Origin of the sequence: Mycobacterium sp. IS-1556 (assembly GCF_001499985.1) — a bacterium.
Taxonomy (GTDB): domain Bacteria; phylum Actinomycetota; class Actinomycetes; order Mycobacteriales; family Mycobacteriaceae; genus Mycobacterium.
This window is the reverse complement of record NZ_LQIM01000002.1, coordinates 172,478-196,234: the sequence shown is the minus strand read 5'-3', so window position 1 is coordinate 196,234 and position 23,757 is coordinate 172,478. Positions and strand designations below refer to the sequence as shown.

Here is a 23,757-nt window from a genome sequence, read left to right as displayed (position 1 = left end):
TGCGTCACATTGGCATGGGTGACCGCCACCCCCTTGGGCGTACCAGTAGTGCCCGAGGTGTAAATCAGATAAGCGATTCCATCACCACCAGGAACCGGCAACGGGCCGCTCGATTGACTGTCAATACGCGGATCATCAACATCAATCACCACCACACCGCACTCATCCAGCCGCCCGGCCAAACCGGAGCTGGTGATTGCGACCACCGGCGCAGCGTCGGCAATCATGAAGTTGATACGTGCATTCGGTGCCGCCGGATCAATCGGTAGATATGCCGCTCCGGTCTTGAGCACCGCCAGGATCGCGATGATCGCCTGAGCCGAACGCTCCACCAACAGCAGCACACACGTTCCCGGACCCACACCTTCGGCAGCCAGGAGGTGAGCCAACCGATTTGCAGCCTCATCAACCTCTCGGTAGGTCCACGAACAGCCCTCCCACACCAGGGCTATCGCTTCCGGTTTCTGGGCCACCCGTGCGGCGAACAACGCGGGAATCGACACCGGCGCGGGACCCACTGCGGTCAGGACCGAACGGTTACCGATCTCATCGAGTCGGGCATGCTCGAACTCGTCAAGCAAATCCACCGACGACAACGACCGCCCCGGATCAGCAGCCATCGCCGTCAGAACCCGCGCCAACCGCTCTGCTAAATCGCCCACATCACAATTCGAAAAGAATTGTTGAGCGCCCACGGTGCTGATGAAGAGCTGATCACCGTCCCTGAAGAAAACCAACCCGAATTGGACAGGGCCGGCATGGGTCAGAGTTCCCGATCCAGCGGCATCGCCGAGGTGCCCCATATGTGTACCCGGAATGAAATTTATGACGACCCGGTTCGACGCATGTCCGGAGCCCCGCAATCCCGCATTGTTCTCGAGAACGTGCACGGGAAACCGTTGATGCTCAAGGGCCGCCCGCATTTGCGTGTCGACAAGCTTGCAGAAATCGGTGACGGCCGCCCTCGGCGACGCTTTCAACATCAGTGGCACGAAGCCGGAGATCATTCCGGGGACCACCTGTATCTCCGGACGCACACGCCGGCTTACCGGAAAGTCGAGCGCCACCTCCGGACTCTCGGTGTCGAACGCGCGCACGAGAAGACCGCACGCTGCGGTGATCACCGCTGATCGACGCACGCCCAAAGTTTGTGACAACTGCTGAATCCCAGCGACCGCGGAGGGGTCCACTTGAACCGGCGTGGGAGGCTCGTCGGCACGCTCGCCTCCGGCCGCGAATGCCAGCCGATAACGCGCTTCGTTTTCCGGCGGAAGATTCCTCGTCCAATAGGTCTGATCATTGAGGTAATCGGTCGACGCTTCATATTCAAGTTCGCAACGAATGAGATCACTCAACGACCCGAAGAAAGCGGGCGGAATTGGCTCGCTCCTTGCCATTGCCGTATAAATTTCCGCGATCCGGTGACAAACAAGAGCGAGGCCGATTCCGTCGACCACGATGTGATGGCAGCACACGAACCAATAAAATTCATCGACGCGAGTTTGGATCAACGCGAATTTGAACAGCGGGCCGCTTAGCGGCATTAATTCCCGTTGTATCGATGAGGCCAGCTGATAAGCGTCGTGTCCGGGGTCCAGTGAGGCGACCAGGTCGTAGCGAGCTAGCTGTACGTGCGGGTAGTCGACCGTTCGTTGAAAAGCATGGCCATCCATCTCGAAGAAGGCGGCTCTGAGTGGCTCGGCCTCGCGCACCGCTTCGGTGATCGCCCGCTCGAGCAAATCGGGATCTACCCTGCCTTCGATTCGCAAGAGCTCGCCCAGCTGCCACTTCGCACCGAAGCTGCCCGTTTTCTCTGCAAGCCAGATGTCGCGCTGTCCTCGCGTCAGCGGAAAGGTGCGGTCACCGATTTCCATCCGACTCCCCCAACCCCCGCCAGGGCATCACATATAAGAAGTCCGGCTTCCCCCGACCCACTCAGCGCGCAACGTAGCCGAACCAGTTCTGCAGAACCCTACTGACGCCTGGCACGTCCGGGTGGCTTTTGGCAAAGTTTTCTATTCGACTTCTGCGATAATTCAGTAACGTGCGCGCGCGCCACGGGGGCGGCCGCCAAACACAGCTTCCCGACGTGACCGCAGACCCTTTTCCGCCTGTTACGGACGTTACTTGGCGGTCGTCGGCCTACCGATCCGACGAAGTGGTTTCGTCGCAACTTAGTTATGCCAGCGAACAAAATGCTCGGCGTTGCTGCCATGGACCAGCAATACTGAGAGGATCCTCCGACAGCCCCTCGAGTGGCCTACTCTTCAGGGCGTGGAGTACCCGGCAGGTACTGCTTTCGACCCCGCCATCCGGTGCGACGGTCTGACCAAACGGTTCGGCCGCGTGATGGCAGTCGAGGACTTGAGCATGACCGTCGCGCCCGGCGAAGTGTTCGGGTTCTTGGGTCCCAACGGTGCCGGCAAGTCGACGACGATCCGTCTGCTACTCGGATTGATACGCCCGAATTCAGGCAGTGCAAGGATTTTCGGTTGCTCAGCGGGAGACGTGCGTCGAGCCCACCGTCACCTCGCATACGTCCCGGCCGATGTCTCTCTCTGGCCGCGACTGACCGGTGCCGAAATTCTCGAGCTGCTCGGCCGCGTCGGACCAGGTGTTGACGCGGCGTACCGCGACGAGTTGGTCGCCCGATTCCATCTCGATCTCGACAAGCCGGCCCGGACCTATTCGACCGGCAACAGGCAGAAGGTGGCCCTTATCGCAGCATTCGTGACGCGCGCGCCGCTTCTCGTGCTTGACGAGCCGACGAGCGGCATGGATCCGTTGATGGAGAGAGTATTTCGTAGCTGTGTCGCAGAAGCGCGCGAGCGAGGCCAGACGGTGTTCCTCAGCTCTCATCAGCTGGATGAGGTAGAAGCCGTCTGCGACCGGGTAGCGATTCTGCGTGCCGGGCGACTCGTGGAAGTCGACAGCCTCGCTGAGTTACGCCGATTGCGCCGCACTGTAGTCGAGGTTTCCTATCACGGCGTCTCGCCGTCCCTCGGAGATATCGCGGGGGTGTCGAACATCGAGGAACTCGGTGGCGGACGGTTGCGGTTCAGCGTGACTGGGTCACCGGCGATCGCACTTCGAGCTCTGGCCACCGCCGACATCACGGCGCTTTCGATGCACCAGCCGACACTCGAAGAGATCTTTCTCGATTACTACGGAGAGGCACAGCGATGACAGCCGGCACGCTGGCCGGTTCGCTGGTGACCGCCGTGCCGCACGTTGCGCCCGGACGAGCGGTGAGCCGGTTGGCTGTGCGTCAAGTTCGCCGTGGTGCCATTGGGGTCGCCTTGGTGTGCGGCGTCATGTCGGCGGTCGTCGCCAGCCAATACCAGGTGATCAACAGCTTGCTGGATGAATCGGCAATGCGTGCGATGGCTGGAAATCCCGCCGAGAAGATTCTGTTGGGCCCACCGGTCGCTCTCGACAATCCCGGCGGTTTCACGGTGTGGCGCACCGGCACACTCATCTTGGTGCTCGTCAGTCTCTGGATCATCCTGACAACCACACGTATCACCCGCGGTGAGGAGGATGCCGGTCGATGGGGTTTGCTGCTCGCGGGACGCCTGCGAATGGAGGACCTGGTCGTCCGCTGCCTGACCGCCCTCGCTGCATCCGCAATGCTGATCGGAGTAACCGTCGCGACGGGCCTCTCGGCGGCACGTACTGAACTGGCAGGGGCGCTGCTCTATGCAAGCGGAATCACGTTGGTGGCACTGACTTTTGCGACAACCGCTCTACTCGCCGCGCAAATCATGCCGGCGAGATCCGGTGCGACGGCATTATCTGTTGCGGCTCTGGGTGTGGGATTGACGCTGCGCATGGCCGCCGATTCCTCACCTGGACTGGCGTGGTTGGCGTGGGTGACCCCGTTCGGGCTGGCAGCACGCGCGGCGCCGTACGCCGACAACCGCGCCCTCCCGCTGGCCGTGTTGAGTGCGTTTCCGATCGCGTTGGCCGGAGCGACTCTCCTTACGGCCCGCCACCGCGATCTGGGCGACGGGATTGTGACGGTGCCGCCAAGTCGTCCTCCACGAACGCGACTGTTGCGTAATATCGGCGGGTTCGCTCTTCGCCGCGCCGCGCGGATAACGTTCGGGTGGGCGGTCGGCGTCGCCGCCTTTTTCCTTCTGATGGGCGCGTTGCTCGCCTTGGTCCTCGAGTTCTTTCAGACAAATCCGCACATCGCTGAATTGGCCGCTGATGCAGGGATCAGCAGCAGCTTCGATTCTGTGAATGTCTTCGCTGCACCCCTGTTCAGCCTGCTGCCGGTGGCCACCGGTCTCTACGCTGCGATGCGCCTCGCCACGTTCGTCGCCGATGAGCAGGTCGGTCGCTGGACGCTGCTGTTCGCTCAGCCAATTTCGCGCGTGCGTCTGATGTCGGCTGAGATCGCGGTCACCGCTTGTGCGGTCCTTGCGCTGCATTGCACAGCGGCAGTCGCGATGTGGAGCGGTGCGAAGATCACCGGCGCCCCGCTGCAGTTCCCCGACGCCCTTGCGGGCGCGCTGAATTCACTTCCCGTGGCATTGCTGGCGGCGGGTGCCGCCGCAGTTGGAGTCGGATGGTTCCCATCCGCTGCCGGCGCAATCGGTGCATTGCCGCTTGTGGGTGGGTTTTTGGTGAACGCGATCATGCAGACAACTAACGTGCCGCGCTGGGTGGCCAACCTATCGCCATGGGCCCACCTCGCCGCGGTACCCGAGGTGCCACCGCACTGGACAGCTACCATAATTCTCGTGCTGATCGGCACGATCCTGACTGCGCTCGGCGTGTGTGGGTACGTCCGGCGCGATGTAGCAACATGAGCAAGCGCTTCGGCTTCGGCCCATTCTGCGCGTCATCGGCGACCGCACTCATTCTTTGCTGCGACCGGCTCCATTCCCCTCGCCCGGGAAGCTCTGGAACGTTACCATCGTGGAGGATCCCGCGTATCGAGAGTGCAGCGCGGGCGCAAGCTGGTGATCGAATCATCGATCAGCTGGCTCACGATGATCCGGAACAGCAAACACTATCGAGAAGACGGCTTGAAGATCCGGCTCGCGATGGGAGGGTACTCCGATGGGTTTGATACCAAATTTCTATGAACTGAAGGAGACTGCCGAGGAATCCCTCGAGCTCCTCCGGCGAGCAGTCGCGGCTCTGGAACTGCTTGCAGCAGAACAGGCTCGCGCCAATGACCTGTATGCGGAAGTGAACGAGGCCTCGCTGTCGCCAACTCAAAACGTGACCGAACTGCAGGCTTGAGCCGGCGTAAGTCGGCCGCGGAAGTGTCGTCCCTCAACCATGAATCGGGTGAGCGTCGGCAAAGCCTTCACACCCGCTGCGGCGCCCCTCCGCTTGTGCACAGTTCCATCGAGGCCGACGAGGCAGCCCGGGTGTCGCACTGTAAGTGACGACGGTTCCGACGTGAGCGGACAGCCGCGGCACGGGACGGGGTCATACTTGCTGATCGTGCCTGTCGAGGCTAGCGGCACTCAACATGGGTGCGGCTGACCGGCGTCGCGCACCGCCGCGGGCTGGGAGCCAATCGCGTCCCGCACATTTTCCAAAGGCCATGTACGGGCGTCTGGCGAGCGAATAAAATGCGTGTAGCTACGCGAGGGAGGCGCAGCAGTGGGCGGGCTTGAGAATCTCGACTTTTTCACCGACAAGTCACTCGTCGATGATCCATACGGCTATTACGACGCGATCCGTCAATGCCCGGTATGGCGTGAGCCGGCGCATGGTGTGGTGATGGTGTCCGGCTACGACGAGGCCGTTGCCGCGCAAGTCGACGTCGACCGTAACCTGTCGGTCTGCAATATCGTCAGCGGACCATGGTCGGGAATCCCGGTCGAGGCCGACCGTGACGACATCTCAGATCTGATCGAACAGCACCGCCACCGGGTTACGTTCGGCGACTACTTCATCTCGTTTGACCCTCCCAAGCACACCGCGCACCGCTCTCTGTTGAGCCGGTTGTTCACCCCGAAACAGTTGAAGAACAACGAGGACTCACTGTGGCGTCTGGCCGACGAACAGATCAACCGCTTCGTCGAGAAGGGCAAGTGCGAGATCGTCCTCGACTACAACTTTCCCTTTACGCTGGACGCGATCACCGACCTGCTGGACGTACCCGAGGGCGACCGTGAGCGATTCCGACGCGCGGCCAGAGCGAGCAGGCTCGAAGGTGAACGCAGCGGATTCGTTGGCGTGAAAGAGGAATGGTTCGTCGACTACATCGAGGAGCGCCGGCGCGAGCCGCGCGAAGACGTTCTGACCGAGCTTGCGCTGGCGAAGTTTCCCGACGGCACGACACCCGACGCGATTGATGTCGCCCGGGTCGCCACGTTCATGTTCGCCGCCGGTCACGGCACGACGATCGATCTGCTCAGTCTCGCGATGCTGATGCTTGCGGAGCGACCAAACCTGCAAGAGGAGTTGCGCTCCGACCGCTCAAAGATCTCGGCCTTCATCGAGGAAATGCTCCGCTTCGAAAGCCCGATAAAGTCGAATTTTCGGATGGCGCGGCGGACCACCAAGATCGGCGATGTCGCAGCACAGCCTGGTACCAGCGTACTGGTGATGAACGGTGCGGCAAACCGCGATCCACGTCGGTTCGACGAGCCCGACGAATTCCGCCTTGGTCGCCCGAATATATTGCAGCACATTGCATTCGGCCGTGGTGTGCACTCCTGTCCGGGCGCCCCGATCGCACGGGCCGAAGCGCGAGTGAGCTTGGGGCGCATCCTCGACCGGATGGCCGACATTCGGCTTTCGGAAGCCGAACACGGTCGGGCCGGGGAGCGTCGACTCCAATGGGATCAAACCTTTCTTTTCCGGCGCCTCAAGGAACTGCACCTGGAGTTCACCCCCATCGGCTGAGCCGCTACTCGCGACGACCACGAGACAACTGACCGGCTCGGTCGAAGGTTCATCCCGAAGAGGTGCTGTGATGACTTCGTTGCCGACGGCGCTGCGTGGCATCGACGTGACCGTCGGGCGGTCGGTCACAATGGGAAGGTCACGTCTCCGCGAAGGGATGGAATCGTGGGGTCTTCGAAGAAGGTCTTTCGCAGTCCGGATCTCCGTCTATGGACCGCGCGAGCGCTCGCGATGCGGGCGAGGGTCCTCGAATTCAGCGAGCGGTATCCGTGGGCCGTCGGGGTGATCGCGGTGCCGTTGACGGTCCTCGGTTTGGCGGGGGTGGCCATTTACCCGTACGTGTTCGTGCCGCTGCTGTTGCTGGCCAGTGCGGCGCTGATCGTCGTTGAAGTCTGCGCGGCCCAGCAGGAGGAGGCCGAGCACCAGACGCAGGAGCGCAACCGTCAACCACGCAGTCCGCACGCGAGCATGTATTCGGAGCCGAATCTGCCGCCGCTGGGATCAGAAGAACGCGTATGGGTGGAGGCGGGCGAAGCGCGACGCCGCGCAACCGAGTTGTGGGCGCAAGCAAAGGCCGCTGAAGCCCGAGCCTTGGCCGCCGAAGCTCGGGCGCGGGAGGTCACGGTACGGCGTGAGGCGGAAGAAGAGGCCGAAACCATACAGTTTCCCCGCGTGGACTACCCGTAGCCAGAAAGCCGCGTGCCCTGTCCTCGCAGTGTCACCAATCAACCGAAGTAACTGTCAAGCATCAGCCGAAACACTGTCAGCCATCAACCGAAGCCGAAATGTCAAGCCTCAACCGCACTAATACACGTCTGAAGTGGGGCGGGCGGGGCTCGACCCGCGACGACTGGCCCTCACACTTGGCACCCGGACAGTCAGCAATTGTTGCGTACCAGACGGACCAGGCCGACTACACGATAGAACCGGAGATGTATTTCACCGATGTTGCGGGCTACGTTTGGCGCCGAGACGCGACGAACCTCGAACGCATCAGCGAACCAGAGCCAGAGCCCGAACCGGCATCGACTACGGAGCTAGCGCGAAAACTGACAGCTACTCCTGCTGTGAAGCCGAAGTCACGGAGCCGAGGCTGAATCACTTTGCGTCCCTTGGCTTTGGGTAATCAGTCAGCGCGGCCCGCAGCTGATCGCGTTGGCTGGCGAAGAATGTCAACGACACCGGCGCGTCCGGCACGATCAAATCAAACGTGTGGAAGGCACCGGCCGCAATCTCGACGTGACAGGGCGTGCCCGCCTCATTCAGGCGCCTGCCGTACTCGACGGCCTCGTCATGCAGCAAGTCCAACGAGCCGGTGCCGATCCAGGCCGGTGCCAGCCCGGTGAGGTCGGTACGCCGCGCCGGGCTCGCGACCGCCGGGTCAGCGTCACCCAGATACCATCGCCAGGCTTGGCGGTTGTCACCCTCCGACCAGATCAGGCGACGGCGACCCGTGGCGTGACTGCCGGTGCGGTCGTCGAGGTTCGGTTGGGACAGCAATTGAAAGGCCAGCTGGATCTCGCCGCGATCGCGGGCCAGAAACGCCAATGCCGCTGCTAGCCCACCACCGGAGCTGAGACCGCCGATCGCGACGCGTGACGAATCAACCCAAGGCTGCTGCGCCAACCACAGCAGCGCCGCGTAGCAGTCTTCCAGCGGAGCAGGATGTGGATGTTCGGGCGGCAACCTGAAATCGACGGCCGCAATCGCGACGTTTGCCAAGTGAGACAGCCTGCGGCAGAAGCCATCTTCCTGTCGCGCGCTGCCCATCACGAACCCACCGCCGTGGATCCACAGCAGCGCAGGCGCCGGATCAGCAAGGCGCGCGGGACGATGCAGGCGCACACTCACATCAGCATCGACCGCCACCACCGGCACGTCACGAACGGCGAGGATGCGTCCCAACAGCGTCATAGCCGCACGCTGCACCCTAAGTCCACGGCTGAGGGCATAGCCCCTCGGGAGAATTCTGGCCGCAGTCCGCAAGGCAGGGTCCATATCTGGTCCCGACGTGAACGAGGTCACTTCTGGCTGGTCTCGTTAAGAGCATGCAGACCGTCTTCGCTGTCGTTGATGAATCCCATCAAAACGAGCATGCCTGCGATGATGGCAGCTACCGCTAGCCCGACGCGGACCTTCCGCGTGATTGGCGAACCCAGGCGGGGTGCCAACCCGTTGGGTCGGCGGCCATGTAGAGATCGTTGGTGGACGCGCCTACTGGGAATTGGGTTTTTACTTCCTCGACCCCGCCAAGGTCCCGGCTTTGGGGGCCAAGTTTGCTACGGCCCGTACCGCTGTCACGCCGCTGTCACAGAGGCGTTTTCAAGGCCGCAACGGCCCGCGGCGCAATGTCGAAAATAGACTCTGAGCTGGACAAACACTTGGTGGGGCGGGCGGGGCTCGAACCCGCGACCAACGGATTATGAGTCCGCGGCTCTAACCAACTGAGCTACCGCCCCCGGGCGCGCTGCGCGGCACCAATGTTCCCACATGCTCCACTGTGCACCGCGCAGCGACTGATTCGCTCCCCGCGAATTTGTCGCTACCGGCCAATAGTTCGCCGACAGCCAGCGCCCCCTAAGCTATGTCGGCGTACACCGGCTGCCCATCGGCGCCGATCGAGTACCGCTCTGTGCCCTCGGCGATCCGGGGCGCGTCGGCGGCCAGCGACACCGCGATCTTGTTGGTCGCGTTGCGCATGACGTCCAGCGTCAACTCCCAGGCCTGCTGCTCCGAAAAGTACCGGCGTACGCCCGCGGCCACCTCCGCCTCGATCCGTGCCGGCGACCAGATCAACGCGTCGACGTATCGCAGCGCCGCCTTGTGCGCGTCGCTGAGGCCCGCGGCGGATTCGTAGCGCTCGATCTGCTCGTACAACTCCTCCGACCCGCCCGAGTCCAACGCGTTGCCCTCGCGCAACGACTTGCAGAGCCGGCAATTGTGCTGCGTCGCCCCGCGCAGCCGCACGATCTCGGTGGTCACCGGATCCAGCGCCCCTAACCGCGCGACGGCCGGGGCGAATCCGTTGAGCAGCGCGTCGACGGGATCCGACTCGTGGTCCCACTCCACGACGCTGTAATCTCCGGGCCTACCGAGGCCCAACGCTTCACATCCCGCCCACACCCGCGGCACGAAATCGGCGATGAAGATAGCGGTAACTGTCCGGAATGCGTTGTCGCTCAACGTCGCCAACATCCGCCCGCGTTGGTTGTCGCCGAGTCCGGACACGTCGATCGCGAACTGCTCGGCGAACGCCGCCACCACCCGACCGGCTTCGCTGGCCTCGTCGACAACGTCGACCTCCACCGGCAGCGGCGGCAACGACAACGCCCGCCCGCACGTCAGCCGGATCAGCGTGTCCTGCCTGCAATCGCCCGACGACATCGCGACCAATCCGGCGATCCGGTCGGCCAACTCATCAGCGCCCACCCAGGGATTATTGCGCCTGACTGACCGACGACATGTGAAAGTCGGGAATCCGCAGCGTCGGCATCGCCGCCCGCGTCGCCCAGTCGCCCCACTCGCGCGGCAACGTGACCTCGCTGACACCGGCCTCCGTCGCCCGGCGCAACAGGTCGAGCGGGCTCTCGTTGAACCGAAAATTGTTGACGGCAGCCGTCACCTCGCCGTCCTCGACCAGGTAGACGCCGTCGCGAGTGAGCCCCGTCAGTAGCAGCACCGAAGGGTCGACCGTGCGGATGTACCACAGCGTGCTCAGCAGCAGTCCGCGCTCGGTGCCCGCGATCATGTCAGCCAGCCCGGCCTGCGCTCCGGTCATCAGCAGGTTGTCCGCCGGCACCGCCGGGGTCGTGTCGAACTCCGCGGCCGCCGCCCGTGAGTACGCCAACGCGTTGATGGCGCCGTCACGTATCCAGTCCACCCGGTTGATGTCCATCCCGTTGTCGAAGACCGAAACCCGTTCCGACGACACCGGCGTCGCGACGAACGGCGCGCAGGCCAGCCCATCGGCGAACGGATCGGAATACAGCGTCAGCGGCAGGTCGGTGAGTCTCTCCCCCACCCGCGTACCGCCGCCCGGTGCCGAGAACGCGCTGCGGCCCTCCTGCGCACCCCGGCCGTCCATCGCCCACGTCAGGTAGATCATCAGGTCGGCCACCGCCGACGGCGGCAGGATCGTCTCGTAGCGCCCGGCCGGCAACTCGACCGCCCGTTGCGCCCACCCCAATCGCATCGACAGCTCGTCGAGCATGGAATCCGTTGGCACATCATTGAAGTCAGCGGTGTTGACGCCCACCCAGGCGCTGGCGCCGTCCCGCTTGGCGTTGATCTCCACCGAACCCGTCGGCTGCGTGTAGCGCCGTCGCAGCCCACCCGAGGTCGCTACGAACGTCGTCTCGAGGATGTGCCGCGCGTATCCGTACAACCGGTCGCGGCCGCGGAACCCGCGGGCCAGTCCGTCCGCCACCGGCAAGAAGACCGCGGCGCCGGCGCTCGGTACGGGGGCGTCCCAATCGGGTGGTATGTCACCACTCGCCAGCAGCGGTGCGCTGTCTCGGGCTTCGGGCGCCGAACGCGCGGCCTCCTGCGACGCCGCCACCAGCGCCCCGATCGTCGTCGGATCCACCTCGCTGGAGCGCATGGAACCGACGTGCGACTCGCTGCCGTCGCGTACCACCGAGATCACCGTCGTGTAGCGAGTCGTCGACTCCCCGTTGGTGGTCATCGAGCTGCCCGCCCACCGCAGCGAGGCGTCGGCGCGGTCGGTCACCACCACGATCGTCTCGTCGGCTCTGCCCAGCCGGGCGGCCTCGTCCAGCGCGATCTCCACCACTTGCTGCGCGCCGATCATCGACTACCGCCCTGCCTCGGTTCGGGTGTTGAGCACGTTCACCCCGCGGAACAACGCCGACGGGCAGCCATGGCTGACCGCGGCCACCTGGCCCGGCTGGGCCTTGCCGCAGTTGAACGCCCCGCCGAGCCGCCACGTCGACGGTCCGCCGACAGCCTCCAGCGACCCCCAGAAATCTGTTGTCGTCGCTTGGTATGCCACGTCGCGCAGTTGGCCGTCGAGCCGGCCGTCGCGGATCCGGAAGAACCGCTGACCGGTGAACTGAAAGTTGTAGCGCTGCATGTCGATCGACCAACTCTTGTCGCCGACGATGTAGATGCCGTCATCCACGCGGGCGATGAGGTCCTCGGTGCTCACGTCGTCGGTGGCCGGCTCCAGCGAGACGTTGGGCATCCGCTGGATCGGCACGTGATGCGGCGAGTCGGCATACGCACAGCCGTTGGACCGTCCGACCCCGAGCCGCGGCGCGAACACCCTGTCCAGTTGATAGCCCACGAAGATGCCGTCGCGGACCAGGTCCCACTTCTGCGCCTGCACCCCTTCGTCATCGAATCCGACAGTCGCCAGGCCGTATTCGACGGTCCGGTCGGCGGTCACGTTCATCACCGGTGAGCCGTAGCGCATGCTGCCGAGCTTGTCGGGTGTGGCGAAGGACGTGCCCGCATACGCTGCCTCGTAGCCGATCGCCCGGTCGTATTCGGTGGCGTGGCCGACGGATTCGTGAATCGTCAGCCACAGGTTCGATGGGTCGATGACCAGGTCCGTCGGGCCCGCGGAGACAGAGGGAGCCTTGACTTTCTCGGCCAGCCACGTTGGCAGCATGGCGAGTTCGTCGGTCCAGTTCCACACGTCGTCGCCGACCACGTATTCCCAACCCCGGGCGGTGGGTGGCGCAAGCGTGCGCATCGTCTCGAAGGTCCCCGCCGCCGGATCGACGGCGACCGCATCCAGCGACGGCTGCACCCGCACCCGTTGCTGGGTGATCGTCGAGCCGAATGAGTCGGCGTAGAACGTCTGCTCCTTCGCGGTGTGCAGACCCGCAGAGACGTGGTCGACGCCGTCAGCGGCCAGCAGCCGGCCCGAGTATTCGCCGAGGACGGCCAGCTTGTCGCTGATACCCACATCGAACGGGTCGATCCGGTAGTCCGAAACCCAACTGGCATCGGCGTATACGGGTTCGGGCGCCAGCTCGATGCGCTCGGCGTTCAGCGGCGCCAGCGTCCTGGCCACCTGCACGGCGCGGCGCGCAGTCTCGGCCGCGACGGCGGTGCTGAGCTCGGCGTGCGAGGCGAACCCCCACGTGCCGTCGACGATCACCCGCACCGCGAAACCGATCTCCCGGTCGACGACCGCCGTCTGCAGTTCGCCGTCGCGCAACTGCACGATCTCCGTCGTGATCGCGTGGATGCGCAGATCCGCGTAGCCGGCACCGGCGGACAACGCCGCCGACATCGCCGCGTCGGCCAGCCCATACCGCGGCAAATCGAGGAAGTCGGCATCGACTCGTCGGGTGGCTGTCACGCCACCACCGTAGTGGTGGCGCGCTCGGCCCGCTTTAATGACTCGGATGGCACCGCGCCGCCGCATGACCGCAACCGGGTACGCACTCCTGGCTCCGAGCCTGTTCGGAGTCGTCGCGTTCATGCTGCTGCCGATGTTCGTGGTGGTGTGGCTGTCGTTGCACCGCTGGGACTTGCTGAGCCCGATGCAGTATGTCGGCCTGCGCAATTGGCAATCGGTGCTGACCGATCCGACCTTCGGCACATCGTTGGTGGTCACGCTGGTGTTCATCGCGCTCGTGGTGCCCGCACAAACCCTGCTCGGGCTGGCCGCGGCCGCCCTGCTGGCCCGCGGACTGCCCGGCAGCGGGTTCTTCCGGACGCTGTACGTGCTGCCGTGGATCTGCGCGCCGCTGGCGATCGCGGTGCTGTGGCGATGGATCCTCGCTCCCACCGACGGCGCGGTCAGCGCGATGCTCGGCCACCAGATCGGGTGGCTCACAGATCCGACGCTGGCGCTGCCGGTCGTCTCGGCGGTGATCGTATGGACCAACGTGGGTTACGTGACGCTGTTCTTTCTCGCCGGCATCCTCAACATCCCCGAGGACGTCCACAACGCGGCGCGCACCGACGGCGCGACGGCATGGCAGCGGTTCCGATACATCACCCTGCCGATGTTGCGGCCGACGCTGTTCTTCGTGCTGGTGACCGGGATCATCAGCGCAGCACAGGTTTTCGACACGGTGTACGCGTTGACCGGCGGCGGTCCGCAGAACCGTACCGACCTGGTGGCGCACCGCATCTACGCCGAAGCGTTCGGCGCTGCGGCGGTGGGACGGGCCGCGGTCATGGCGGTGGTGCTGTTCGTCCTGCTGGTCGGTGTGACGGTCGTCCAGCATCTGTACTTCCGACGACGGATCAGCTATGACCTCATCTAGCCGGTTCGCCTCCGCCGTCGTCATCTATCCCGTTCTGCTTGCCGGCGCGCTGATCACGCTGGCGCCGTTCGTGCTCGGCGTGCTGACCTCGCTGCGGGACCCACGTCGGTTCGACAGCGAGTCGCCGTTGTCGCTGCCGGCCCCGCCGACCCTGCAGAACTACGCGAACCTGGCCGACGCCGGGTTCGGCCGGGCGGTCGTGGTGACCGCTCTGATGACCGCGGTCATTCTGCTCGGCCAGTTGACATTCTCCGTGTTGGCCGCGTATGCGTTCGCGCGTCTGCGGTTTCCCGGCCGCGACGCGCTGTTCTGGGTCTACGTTGCGACGCTCATGGTGCCGGCGACCGTGACCGTGGTCCCGCTGTATCTGATGATGGCCGAGGCGGGTCTTCGCAACACCTTCTGGGCTCTGGTGCTTCCGTTCATGTTCGGTTCGCCGTACGCGATCTTCCTGCTGCGTGAGTACTTCCGCACCATTCCGGGCGATCTCATCAACGCGGCCCGCATCGACGGCGCCAACACGCTCGACGTGATCGTGCATGTCGTGCTGCCCGCGAGCAGACCGGTCCTGGCGACGCTGGCGCTGATCACTGTTGTCTCGCAATGGAACAGCTTCATGTGGCCGTTGGTGATCACCACCGGCGCAGAGTGGCAGGTACTGACGGTCGCGACGGCCGGTCTGCAGTCGCGGTACAACGCGCAGTGGACGTTGGTGATGGCGGCGACGACGGTGGCGATCGTGCCGCTGCTGGTGCTGTTCGTCGCGGTGGGCCGCCACATGGTGCGCTCGATCGTCGTGACGGGGCTGAAATGAGCTTGCGACCGCGGTTTTCGACGCTCGTCGCGGCGGGATTGGTGCTGGCGGCGGTGGTGTTGCTCGTGGCCGCCATGCTGCTCGGACAGTCGGGCGACTCGGCCGGGCGCACCGTGGTGACCGTGCGGCTGTGGGACGAGCAGGTCGCCGACGCGTACCGCGCGTCGTTCGCCGAGTTCGGTCGCGAGCACCCCGACATCGAGGTGCGGGTGAGCGTCGTCGCCTACTCGACGTACTTCGACACTCTGCGCACCGACGTCGCCGGCGGCGGCGCCGACGACATCTTCTGGATCAGCAACGCCTACTTCGCCGAATACGCCGACAGCGGCCGGTTGCTGAACATCGGAGACACCCTGGGCGCGGGCGCATCCCGCGCGTGGGAGCCGTCGGTGGTCGACCAGTTCACCCGCAACGGTGCACTGTGGGCAGTGCCGCAGTTGACCGACGCCGGCATCGCGGTGTACTACAACGCCGACCTGCTTGCGGCCGCGGGAGTCGACGCCGGCGAGTTGCGCTCGCTGCGCTGGTCTCCGGAACCCGCCGTCGACACGCTGCGGCCTCTGCTGGCACGCCTCACGGTGGACGACGACGGCCGGGCCGCGGGCACAGCGGGTTTCGACCCACGGCGTATCCGGCAGTGGGGTTACAACGCCGCCAATGATTTACAGAACATCTACCTGAACTACATCGGTTCGGCGGGCGGGGTCTTCTCGGTCGGCGACCGGTTCGCGTTCGACAATCCGCAGGCCGCGGCCGCGTTCGAGTACCTGGTGGGGCTGATCAACACCGACCACGTCGCGCCGCCCGCGTCGGCGACCAACGACAACGGCGACTTCTCCCGTAACCAGTTCCTGCAGGGCAGGATGGCGCTGTTCCAGTCCGGCACGTACAACCTGGCGGCGATCGCCGACGCCGCCCGCTTCCGCTGGGGTGTCGCGATGTTGCCCGCGGGACCCGCGGGCCGGGTCAGCGTGACGAACGGTATTGCTGCGGCCGGCAACTCGGCCAGCGAGCATCCCGACGCGGTGCGTGAGGTGCTCGCGTGGATGGGCAGTACCCGCGGCAACGCATACCTCGGCGCGGGCGGCGCGGCGATTCCGGCGGTGCTGGCCGCGCAACGCGTCTACGACGACTACTGGCGATCGCGCGGCGTGGATGTGAGCCCGTTCTTCAGGGTGCTCGACGGCCCCCGCATCGCCGCGCCCGGCGGCGCGGGATTCGCGGCGGGTTTCGACGCGCTCAAACCCTACTTCGACGAGATGTTCCTCGGCCGTCGCGACGTGCGTACCACGCTGACGGAGGCGCAGCGGGCCGCGAACGCCGCCGCGCAGCGGTGAGTCAACGCGTCACGGCGCTGGTCCCGGCGACGGTCAACTCCAGGGCCAGCGCGGCGCCGCACACCACCGCCACGATGAGGAAGGCCCACCAGTCAATGGTTTTCGGCCGCGACGGCGCAGCGGAGATCTGTCCGGCGCCGCCCCGCGCGGTGATCGCGTCACCCATCTCGTCGGCGCGCCGCAGCGCGGCGGTGATGGCCGTCGCGAGCAGGTCGATGGCCTCCAGCCACCATCGGCGCCACCGTCCTCGGCGGCGCGCCGGCATCTGCTTCGGCCGCAGGCTGCGCGCCGCGTAGAGCACCCGGAACTCGTCGATCAGCATCGGGAAGGCCCGCAACGCCAGCGCCAGTGCGACCGCCCACTCGTCGACCGGTATCCGCAGCGCCCGCAGCGGCCGGCCCAATGTTGCGACGGCGGGGGCGATCTCGGCGACGTTGGTGGTCCAAGACACCATCGCGCCGAGCCCGAGCAGCACCACCGACAGCGCGGTGATTCGCAGGAAGTTCAGCAGCCCGCCCAGACCCACTTCGACCGTGCCCATGGAGATCACCGGGCTGCCGCCGGCGAACGTGGCCGTCAACCCGCCGAGGAACAACAGGATCCACAGCCAGCGCGGTATCGACGGCAGCACGCCGCGCGGAATCTCGGCCAGCCATGCCGCGATCAGCACCAGGACCGCGACCGCGCCGATCGGAACCCATCCCGGATAGAAGGTCATCAGCACGCCGATCGCTGCGACCAGCAGAAGCTTCGTGCCCGCCCAGAGTTGGTGGACCACGCTGTTGCCCGGCACCGGCCGCAGAAGCACGATGCCCCTGCGCTGACGCCGTCCGGTCGACACCGTCGTCATGGGCGGCCTCCCGCCGCCGTCGGCGCCGGCACCAGAACGCCGCCCGCCAGATGCAATGTGCGGGGGCACAATTCCTCCAGTCCCGCGAAGTCGTGGGAGATCACGACGACGGTGAGTCCGGCGCGGCGGCGTAGGTCTTCCAGCAGCCGCAGCAGTCCACGTTGGCTGCTGGCGTCCAGACCGGCCAGCGGCTCGTCGAGGATCAGCGCGCGCGGCGAGCGGGCGAGCAGCCCGGCGAGGACCACGCGGCGCATCTGGCCGCCGCTGAGCTGGTCGATGCGTCGGCTCGCCATCGTCGGATCCAGCCCGACGGTCGACAGCGCCTCGGCGACCCGGGCGCGGTCGCGTGGGGAGAACCCGGCGGCCGATGCGATCTCGAGGTCGACCCGGGCACGCATCAGCTGCAATCGGGCGGCCTGGAAGGAGATCGCAACGGCGCCAACCTGTTCGGATGCCGGCGCCCCGTCGAGCAGGCATGCACCCGTGGTCGGCTCGATGAGGCCGGCCATGATCCAGGCCAGCGTCGACTTTCCCGACCCGTTCAGTCCGTGGATCAACACGCCGTCGCCCTCGTGCACGGTGAACGTGATGTCGCGCAACGCCGTCGCCGCCCACGGGGTGCCGCTGCCGTACTCGTGGCTGACGTCTCGCAGTTGCAGCACCGGGGCGTTGCCGGCACCGCGGTGCATGGTCGCGGCCGGCGCGTCAGCGGATTCCACCATGTCGGTGTTGTCGGCGGCGCCGCCGTTTCCGGTCAGGTTGACGGCGCGGTCCGCAGCGTCGGCCTCGTCGTTGTAGTGGGTGATGTGCACCAGCGACATCTGGTGGTGCCGGGTCAGCCCCGACAGCACCGACATCAGTCCCTCTCGGCCCCGCTGGTCGACCATGCTGGTGACTTCGTCGGCGATCAGCAGCGACGGCTCGCGCGCAAGCGCCGCCGCCACGGCGAGCCGTTGTAGTTCGCCGCCGGACAATCCGCCGGTGTCGCGTTCGGCCAGACCGCTCAGGCCGACCTCGGCGAGCAACTGCTCCACGTCGGTGGCCTTGCCGGGCGGTAGCCCCCAGACCACGTCGTCGGACACCCGGGTGCCCAGCACCTGACTCTCGGGATGCTGCATGATCACCGCCGTGCCGCCGATACGGCCCAGCCCGACCGCGCCCGGCCGTTCGATGGTGCCCGCGGTCGGTTCGCGCCCGGCAAGCATCAGCATCAACGTCGTCTTACCCGAGCCGTTGGCGCCGGTCACGGCGAGATGCTCCCCCGGTTCCACGTTCAGCGAGACCGGACCCAGCGCGTCGTGGTCGGCGGTCGGATAGCGGAACCGGACGTCGTGCAGGCGGGTGGGCACCGGCGCGATCACACCGGTATCACTCGAAGACTCGAGCTTGTGCACATCGGGAATGCCGGCCAGCCGCTCCATCACCCGCGACAGTGCCCACCAGCCGACGAGGCTGACGAACGTGATGGAAAGCACCCCGCCGGCGAAGAACAGCAGGGGCCAATAGTCCAGCGCGGTCGCAAAGTCGCGCTTGAGCCGATCGGCCACGCCCGCCATTTCCGGGATGCGGGCGATCACCGCCGCGAGGCCGTCGATGTTGGCCGTCACCGACTCGAAGATCAGGTGGCGCAGTCGCGACAGGATGGCGAGCGCCACCACCACGGCCGCGCCGAACACCGAACCCGCGATCAGTGCGGCGAAGATCACAGTCGGCGTGCCACGGCCGCGGCGCTTGACGACGCCGGTCAGGCCGCCGATGTAGGCACAGTCGACGACGGTCATGAAGCCGCCCATGCCGGCGATCAGGAACGCGATGATGCCGCCCGCGACGGTCGCGGTGAGCAGGACCCGCAACCGGTATCTGTACGCCAGCAGGCCCATCGGCACCGTGCCCAGCAGTGACAGCCCGGCCGCGAACGGGACCACCACCGCGATGATCGCGGTGGCCGCGCACAACGCTGCCATGACCGAGGCCTGCGCCAGTTCGACGGGACGCAAGCGACCGCTTCCTCGAGTTCGGCCCCCGGTCACGGTCATTTCACGATTCTGCCAGCCGGCGAGTCCGACAACGCTCATGGTGCGGTGAGCGGCGGATGAACGCGTCGCTTTGAAACACATAGCGAAGCTATGTAATGTAATTGGCATGACACCGACGCTCGGAGCCGATCTGCTGTCCGTGGTCGCCCGGATCAACCGCCTGGCCACACAGCGCGTCCGCCTTCCGCTCGGCTATGCCCAGGCACGGTTGCTGTCCACGATCGAAGACCAGGGCGAGGCCCGCATCTCCGACCTCGCCGCGCTCGACCACTGCTCGCAGCCGACGATGACGACCCAGGTCCGCCGGCTCGAGGACGCGGGCATGGTGTCGCGCACCGTCGACCCCGAGGACGCGCGCGCGGTGCTGATCCGCATCACCCCCAAGGGCGTGGACACGCTACGCCAAGTCCGGATGGACCGCGGTGCGGCGATCGATCCGTACCTGGAGCGGCTCGACGCCGCCGACCGCGAGACGCTCAGCGACGCGGTGCGCGTGCTGCGCCGGCTACTTGCGGACGCGGCCACACCCAACACCATCACCAAGTAACCAACAAAGGAGCACCCGCCCGTATGTGGCGTCAACCCAAAGCTGTCTGGGCCGTTGCCTTCGCCTGCGTCGTCGCGTTCATGGGCATCGGCCTCGTCGACCCGATCCTCAAGCCGATCGCCGAGAACCTCGACGCGTCGCCGTCTCAGGTCTCACTGTTGTTCACCAGCTACATGGCGGTGATGGGCGTGGCCATGCTCGTCACCGGTGTGATGGCGAGCCGAATCGGTCCCAAGCGCACACTGCTGGTCGGTCTGGTCGTGATCATCGCCGGCGCCGGCCTGGCCGGGCTGTCCGACACCGTGATGGAAATCGTTGGCTGGCGGGCACTTTGGGGGCTGGGCAACGCACTGTTCATCGCCACCGCGCTGGCCACCATCGTCAGCTCGGCGCGCGGTTCGGTGGCGCAGGCCATCATCCTCTACGAGGCGGCGCTGGGCCTTGGCATCGCGGTCGGCCCGCTTGTCGGCGGCGTACTCGGGTCGATCTCGTGGCGCGGACCGTTTTTCGGCGTGTCGGCGCTGATGGCTTTTGCGCTCGTGGTGACAGCGGTGATGCTGCCCTCCACCCCGCCCGCCGAACGTGCGACCACACTTGCCGATCCGTTCCGCGCGCTGCGGCACCGCGGATTGCTGGGTGTGGCGATCACTGCTCTGCTGTACAACTTCGGGTTCTTCACCCTGCTGGCCTTCACACCGTTTCCGCTCGACATGAGCGCACACCAGATCGGTCTGATCTTCTTCGGCTGGGGCGTCGCGCTGGCGTTCACGTCGGTGGTGGTGGCGCCGCGGCTTCAGCGCCGGTTCGGCACCGTGCCCGTGCTGTTGGTCAACCTGCTGGCGATGACGGCGACGCTGATCGTGATGGCCGTCGCGACCGAGAACAAAGCCGCGCTCGCGACGTGCGTGGTGGTGGCGGGGCTGTTCATCGGCGTCAACAACACGCTGATCACCGAGACCGTGATGAAGGCCGCGCCCGTCGAGCGCGGCGTGGCTTCGGCGGCCTACAGCTTCGTGCGGTTCTCCGGCGCCGCGCTGGCGCCGTGGCTGGCCGGAGTGCTCGGAGAGCAGATCAGCGTGCACATGCCGTACTGGGTCGGCGCGGGCGCGGTGCTGCTGGGTGCAGGCGTCCTCGCGCTCACCCGGTCACATCTGGTCGGCATCGACGTCGAGGAAGCCGAACTCGACGAATTCAGCGAGGCGACCGCGATCGGCGTCGGCAGCGACACCTGAGTTACGCGTCTCAGGTGACCACCGAGCCGACCAGCAGCCCGACGACATACGTCGCGGCGATGGCCGCGGCGCCGAACACGAGTTGGCGTGCCGATGCGAACCACAGCGGCTTTCTGGTGAAGCGCGATGCCACGCCACCGGCGATCATCAACCCGAGCCCGCCGCAGAGCAGCCCGAGCCACAGGTTCTCGAAACCGAGGAGGTAGGGAATCAGCGGCGTCACCGCGCCGACCGCGAACGTGACGAACGACGACACCGCCGCGATGACCGGCGACGGCTTCTCGGTGGGGTCGATGCCGATCTCCTGCACCAGGTGGAAGTTGATCGCGCGGTTCTCGTCGCGGTGGATTTCCTCCGTGGCCACCGACGCGGTCTGCGGCGACATCCCCATCTGCACCAACGCGTCGGCGAGTTCGGCTCGTTCGGCCTGCGGATGCATGCGGAACGCGCGACGCTCGACAAGGACTTCGGAGTCGATCTGCTCATTGGCCGTCTTCACCGAGGTGTATTCGCCGAGCGCCATCGAGAAGGCGCCCGCCGCCAGACCGGCGAATCCGCTGAGCACCACGGTGTGCGCCGCGGCCGTCGCACCCACACCGGCGATCAGCGCGGTGTTGGAGACCAGGCCGTCCATCGCGCCGAACGTCGCCGCCCGCAGCCAACCGCCACTGACATCGCTGTGGCGGTGGTCGAAATCATGCGGACGCCACTGCATACGCTGCCCGTCGGAGTTCCTCATGGCTCGATTCAACTCCGGTCGCCGGGACGGCGATCCACTCAGGTTCACCTTGGTTTAGGACATCACAGTTTGCGGTGCCGCGCAGAAGGCTACCGTCGAGTCATGACCACCACTGCGGAACATCTGTGCAATGCGCTCGACGGCCGTTGGCGCGATGTGAAGAACCGGATGCGCGAGGAACTGTCGAACGAGATCTTCCGCCCGCACTACACCCCGAACACCGTCATCGCCAGGACCAAAGTGGCCGAGCAGCTGAAGATCATGGCGGCCCAGGGTTCGGCCGAGGACGGGTTCAAGAAGGAGCACGGCGGCAACGGAAACGTCGGCGCGGCGGTCACCCAGATCGAGATGCTGGCGATGTCCGACCTGTCGCTGATGGTCAAGGCCGGTGTGCAGTGGGGCCTGTTCGGCGGCGCGATCGAAAACCTCGGCACCGAGCGCCACCATGAGAAGTACGTCAAGAAGATCATCGACCTCGAGCTGCTCGGCTGCTTCGCGATGACCGAAACCGGGCACGGCAGCGACGTGCAGTCACTGGAGACCACCGCGACCTACGATCCGGCCACCGAGGAGTTCATCATCGACTCCCCCACGCCGACGTCGCGCAAGGACTACATCGGTGGCGCCGCCGAAACCGCACGTGTGGCGGCGGTTTTCGCACAGCTGATCACGCCGGACGGGGTGGGCCACGGCGTGCACTGCCTCGTGGTGCCCATCCGCGACGACGAGGGAAACGACCTGCCGGGGGTGACCACGTCGGACTGCCACTACAAGGGTGGCCTGCCGGGCGTCGACAACGGCCGCATCCAGTTCGACCACGTCCGGGTTCCGCGCGAGAACCTGCTCAACAAGTACGGCGACGTGGCTGCCGACGGCACGTACAGCTCACCGATCGAGAACGTCGGCCGCCGGTTCTTCACGATGTTGGGCACCTTGATCCGCGGAAGGGTCACCGTCGGCGGCAGCGCGGCGGCCGCAGCGCGGGTTGCCCTCGACATCGCAACTCGATATGCGTTGCAGCGCAGGCAATTCACTGCCCCTGACGACGAGGGCGAAGTGCTCATCATGGATTACCTGGTCCATCAGCGTCGGCTGCTGCCGTTGATCGCGAAATCCTATGCGCTGCAGTTCGCCCAGAACGAGCTCGTGGCCAAGTGCCATGACCTGCAGAGCGCCGAGGATCCCGACCCGGAGGAGCAGCGTGAGCTGGAGGCGCGCGCGGCCGGCCTGAAGGCGGCCAACACCTGGCATGCCACCCGTGCGATCCAGGAAGCCCGCGAAGCATGCGGTGGCGCAGGCTATATGGCCGAGAACCGGCTGATCGCGTTGAAAGCCGACACCGATGTGTTCACCACCTTCGAGGGCGACAATCACGTGCTGACCCAGTTGGTGGCCAAGGAGCTGCTCACGGCGTACGCCGACGACATCAAGAGCATGAGCCCGGTCGAGTGGGTGCGGTTCGCCGCCAACTTTGCCGGCGAGCGAGTGCTCAAACGCACTGCCGCCGAAACGATCATGCAGACCGTCCTCGACACGCGGCAGGACAACGAGGAGGAAGGCAGCCTGTTCAACCGGGGCACCCAGGTCCAGATGTTCGAGGACCGCGAGGAGTACATGATCTCGACGGTGGCCCGCCGGCTGCAGGGCAAGTCCAAGGAGATGAGCGAGTTCGACGCGTTCAACGCCGTGCAAGACCATGTGCTGCACAGCGCCCGCGCCCACATCGACCGCATCATCTTGGAAGCGTTCGTCGCGGGTATCGACTCATGTGAGGACGAGGAGGCCCGCAAGATCCTCAACATGGTGTGCGACTTGTATGCGCTGTCGGTGATCGAAGAGGACAAGGCCTGGTTCATCGAACACCGCTACATCTCCACCGAGCGCGCCAAGGCCGTCACCCGCGGCATCAACGAACGCTGCCGCACGTTGCGGCCGTACGCGGAGCTGCTCGTCGACGGGTTCGGCATCCCCGAGCAGTTGCGTTACGCCGAGATGCTGCACCCCGAGCGCATCCCCGACGCCGACGAGCACACCGAGCAGAACGCGATCAGCGCGGGCACGATCGAGCCGAAGTAGAAG

The 23,757-nt window shown here is 65.7% G+C and carries 19 protein-coding genes and 1 tRNA gene; 11 read left to right on the top strand and 9 right to left on the bottom strand.

The genetic code is table 11. The annotated features are described in order from the left end of the window. The coding region (locus AU187_RS03940; protein WP_082683771.1) for a condensation domain-containing protein at positions 1-1,874 on the bottom strand (1,874 nt) is incomplete at its 3' end. 475 nt (positions 1,875-2,349) lie between these two features. Between AU187_RS03940 and AU187_RS03935 the strand changes: the two genes are divergently transcribed. From AU187_RS03935 to AU187_RS03920, 5 genes are all read left to right on the top strand, one after another. After that, positions 2,350-3,186 (top strand): ABC transporter ATP-binding protein, encoded by an 837-nt coding sequence (locus tag AU187_RS03935; protein WP_172800154.1) that lies wholly within the window; start codon positions 2,350-2,352, stop codon positions 3,184-3,186. A 26-nt stretch (positions 3,187-3,212) separates the two neighbouring features. Continuing rightward, positions 3,213-4,817 (top strand): ABC transporter permease, encoded by a 1,605-nt coding sequence (locus AU187_RS03930; protein ID WP_286131857.1) that lies wholly within the window; start codon positions 3,213-3,215, stop codon positions 4,815-4,817. A gap of 253 nt (positions 4,818-5,070) precedes the next feature. Further along, a complete protein-coding gene (locus AU187_RS25365) occupies positions 5,071-5,256 on the top strand; it encodes a hypothetical protein (RefSeq protein WP_156425427.1) in 186 nt (61 codons plus the stop codon). A 369-nt stretch (positions 5,257-5,625) separates the two neighbouring features. Further along, a complete protein-coding gene (locus AU187_RS03925) occupies positions 5,626-6,876 on the top strand; it encodes a cytochrome P450 (protein WP_059166247.1) in 1,251 nt (416 codons plus the stop codon). A 165-nt stretch (positions 6,877-7,041) separates the two neighbouring features. Beyond that, positions 7,042-7,563, top strand: coding sequence for a hypothetical protein (locus AU187_RS03920; protein WP_156425426.1), 522 nt, complete (start codon positions 7,042-7,044; stop codon positions 7,561-7,563). 411 nt (positions 7,564-7,974) lie between these two features. Here AU187_RS03920 and AU187_RS03915 read toward each other — a convergent pair whose 3' ends face one another. The 5 genes from AU187_RS03915 to AU187_RS03895 all read right to left on the bottom strand — a co-directional run bounded on the left by AU187_RS03915 (position 7,975) and on the right by AU187_RS03895 (position 13,138). After that, positions 7,975-8,874, bottom strand: coding sequence for an alpha/beta hydrolase (locus tag AU187_RS03915; RefSeq protein WP_059102477.1), 900 nt, complete (start codon positions 8,872-8,874; stop codon positions 7,975-7,977). Between the two features lie 384 nt (positions 8,875-9,258). Further along, a tRNA-Ile gene (locus AU187_RS03910) sits at positions 9,259-9,335 on the bottom strand. Between the two features lie 118 nt (positions 9,336-9,453). Further along, a complete protein-coding gene (locus tag AU187_RS03905; RefSeq protein WP_059102503.1) occupies positions 9,454-10,260 on the bottom strand; it encodes a carboxymuconolactone decarboxylase family protein in 807 nt (268 codons plus the stop codon). Between the two features lie 52 nt (positions 10,261-10,312). Further along, the gene (locus tag AU187_RS03900; RefSeq protein ID WP_059102476.1) at positions 10,313-11,686 is read right to left on the bottom strand and encodes a metallopeptidase TldD-related protein; all 1,374 of its coding nucleotides are present in this window, start codon (positions 11,684-11,686) and stop codon (positions 10,313-10,315) included. Positions 11,687-11,689: 3 nt separating this feature from the next. Continuing rightward, complete coding sequence (locus tag AU187_RS03895) at positions 11,690-13,138, bottom strand: TldD/PmbA family protein (RefSeq protein WP_502687729.1); 1,449 nt, start codon at positions 13,136-13,138, stop codon at positions 11,690-11,692. A gap of 106 nt (positions 13,139-13,244) precedes the next feature. On the opposite strand from AU187_RS03895, the gene AU187_RS03890 reads away from it, so the two are divergent. The 3 genes from AU187_RS03890 to AU187_RS03880 are packed head-to-tail and all read left to right on the top strand — an operon-like array spanning position 13,245 to position 16,274. Next, positions 13,245-14,123 carry a carbohydrate ABC transporter permease gene (locus AU187_RS03890; protein WP_059102474.1) on the top strand — a complete coding sequence of 293 codons (879 nt, stop codon included), beginning with the start codon at positions 13,245-13,247 and terminating at the stop codon, positions 14,121-14,123. After that, positions 14,110-14,937, top strand: a complete 828-nt coding sequence (locus AU187_RS03885) for a carbohydrate ABC transporter permease (RefSeq protein WP_059102473.1) — start codon at positions 14,110-14,112, stop codon at positions 14,935-14,937. The genes AU187_RS03890 and AU187_RS03885 overlap by 14 nt, the downstream gene beginning before the upstream one ends. Then, a complete protein-coding gene (locus tag AU187_RS03880; protein WP_059102472.1) occupies positions 14,934-16,274 on the top strand; it encodes an ABC transporter substrate-binding protein in 1,341 nt (446 codons plus the stop codon). The genes AU187_RS03885 and AU187_RS03880 overlap by 4 nt, the downstream gene beginning before the upstream one ends. Position 16,275: 1 nt before the next feature. Here AU187_RS03880 and AU187_RS03875 read toward each other — a convergent pair whose 3' ends face one another. Both AU187_RS03875 and AU187_RS03870 read right to left on the bottom strand, forming a co-directional pair. Next, positions 16,276-17,124, bottom strand: coding sequence for a CbiQ family ECF transporter T component (locus AU187_RS03875; protein WP_059102471.1), 849 nt, complete (start codon positions 17,122-17,124; stop codon positions 16,276-16,278). Beyond that, positions 17,121-19,160: an ATP-binding cassette domain-containing protein gene (locus tag AU187_RS03870; protein ID WP_059102502.1), complete on the bottom strand. Its 2,040-nt coding sequence runs from the start codon at positions 19,158-19,160 to the stop codon at positions 17,121-17,123. Before AU187_RS03870 ends, AU187_RS03875 begins: the two co-directional genes overlap by 4 nt. A gap of 106 nt (positions 19,161-19,266) precedes the next feature. On the opposite strand from AU187_RS03870, the gene AU187_RS03865 reads away from it, so the two are divergent. Together AU187_RS03865 and AU187_RS03860 are read left to right on the top strand one after the other, a co-directional pair. Continuing rightward, entirely contained in the window at positions 19,267-19,707 is a 441-nt protein-coding gene (locus AU187_RS03865; RefSeq protein ID WP_059102470.1) for a MarR family winged helix-turn-helix transcriptional regulator, read from the top strand. Between the two features lie 23 nt (positions 19,708-19,730). Then, on the top strand, positions 19,731-20,939 hold the full coding sequence (locus AU187_RS03860; protein WP_059102469.1) for an MFS transporter: 1,209 nt from the start codon (positions 19,731-19,733) through the stop codon (positions 20,937-20,939). A 10-nt stretch (positions 20,940-20,949) separates the two neighbouring features. Here the strand turns inward: AU187_RS03860 and AU187_RS03855 are convergent, their stop codons facing one another. Next, positions 20,950-21,678: a VIT1/CCC1 transporter family protein gene (locus AU187_RS03855; RefSeq protein ID WP_059102468.1), complete on the bottom strand. Its 729-nt coding sequence runs from the start codon at positions 21,676-21,678 to the stop codon at positions 20,950-20,952. A 102-nt stretch (positions 21,679-21,780) separates the two neighbouring features. Between AU187_RS03855 and AU187_RS03850 the strand changes: the two genes are divergently transcribed. Then, positions 21,781-23,754 carry an acyl-CoA dehydrogenase family protein gene (locus tag AU187_RS03850; protein ID WP_059102467.1) on the top strand — a complete coding sequence of 658 codons (1,974 nt, stop codon included), beginning with the start codon at positions 21,781-21,783 and terminating at the stop codon, positions 23,752-23,754. Positions 23,755-23,757 lie beyond the last annotated feature (3 nt).

What these genes read in the sequence shown, in the direction of transcription:
- AU187_RS03935 (WP_172800154.1), top strand. Translation starts at nt 2,350, where the DNA reads ATGGCAGTCGAGGACTTGAGCATGACCGTCGCGCCCGGCGAAGTGTTC.
- AU187_RS25365 (WP_156425427.1), top strand. Translation starts at nt 5,071, where the DNA reads ATGGGTTTGATACCAAATTTCTATGAACTGAAGGAGACTGCCGAGGAA.
- AU187_RS03915 (WP_059102477.1), bottom strand. Translation starts at nt 8,874, where the DNA reads ATGGACCCTGCCTTGCGGACTGCGGCCAGAATTCTCCCGAGGGGCTAT.
- AU187_RS03905 (WP_059102503.1), bottom strand. Translation starts at nt 10,260, where the DNA reads ATGTCGTCGGGCGATTGCAGGCAGGACACGCTGATCCGGCTGACGTGC.
- AU187_RS03900 (WP_059102476.1), bottom strand. Translation starts at nt 11,686, where the DNA reads ATGATCGGCGCGCAGCAAGTGGTGGAGATCGCGCTGGACGAGGCCGCC.
- AU187_RS03895 (WP_502687729.1), bottom strand. Translation starts at nt 13,138, where the DNA reads ATGTCGGCGGCGTTGTCCGCCGGTGCCGGCTACGCGGATCTGCGCATC.
- AU187_RS03890 (WP_059102474.1), top strand. Translation starts at nt 13,245, where the DNA reads ATGACTCGGATGGCACCGCGCCGCCGCATGACCGCAACCGGGTACGCA.
- AU187_RS03885 (WP_059102473.1), top strand. Translation starts at nt 14,110, where the DNA reads ATGACCTCATCTAGCCGGTTCGCCTCCGCCGTCGTCATCTATCCCGTT.
- AU187_RS03880 (WP_059102472.1), top strand. Translation starts at nt 14,934, where the DNA reads ATGAGCTTGCGACCGCGGTTTTCGACGCTCGTCGCGGCGGGATTGGTG.
- AU187_RS03875 (WP_059102471.1), bottom strand. Translation starts at nt 17,124, where the DNA reads ATGACGACGGTGTCGACCGGACGGCGTCAGCGCAGGGGCATCGTGCTT.
- AU187_RS03870 (WP_059102502.1), bottom strand. Translation starts at nt 19,160, where the DNA reads ATGACCGTGACCGGGGGCCGAACTCGAGGAAGCGGTCGCTTGCGTCCC.
- AU187_RS03865 (WP_059102470.1), top strand. Translation starts at nt 19,267, where the DNA reads ATGACACCGACGCTCGGAGCCGATCTGCTGTCCGTGGTCGCCCGGATC.
- AU187_RS03860 (WP_059102469.1), top strand. Translation starts at nt 19,731, where the DNA reads ATGTGGCGTCAACCCAAAGCTGTCTGGGCCGTTGCCTTCGCCTGCGTC.
- AU187_RS03855 (WP_059102468.1), bottom strand. Translation starts at nt 21,678, where the DNA reads ATGAGGAACTCCGACGGGCAGCGTATGCAGTGGCGTCCGCATGATTTC.
- AU187_RS03850 (WP_059102467.1), top strand. Translation starts at nt 21,781, where the DNA reads ATGACCACCACTGCGGAACATCTGTGCAATGCGCTCGACGGCCGTTGG.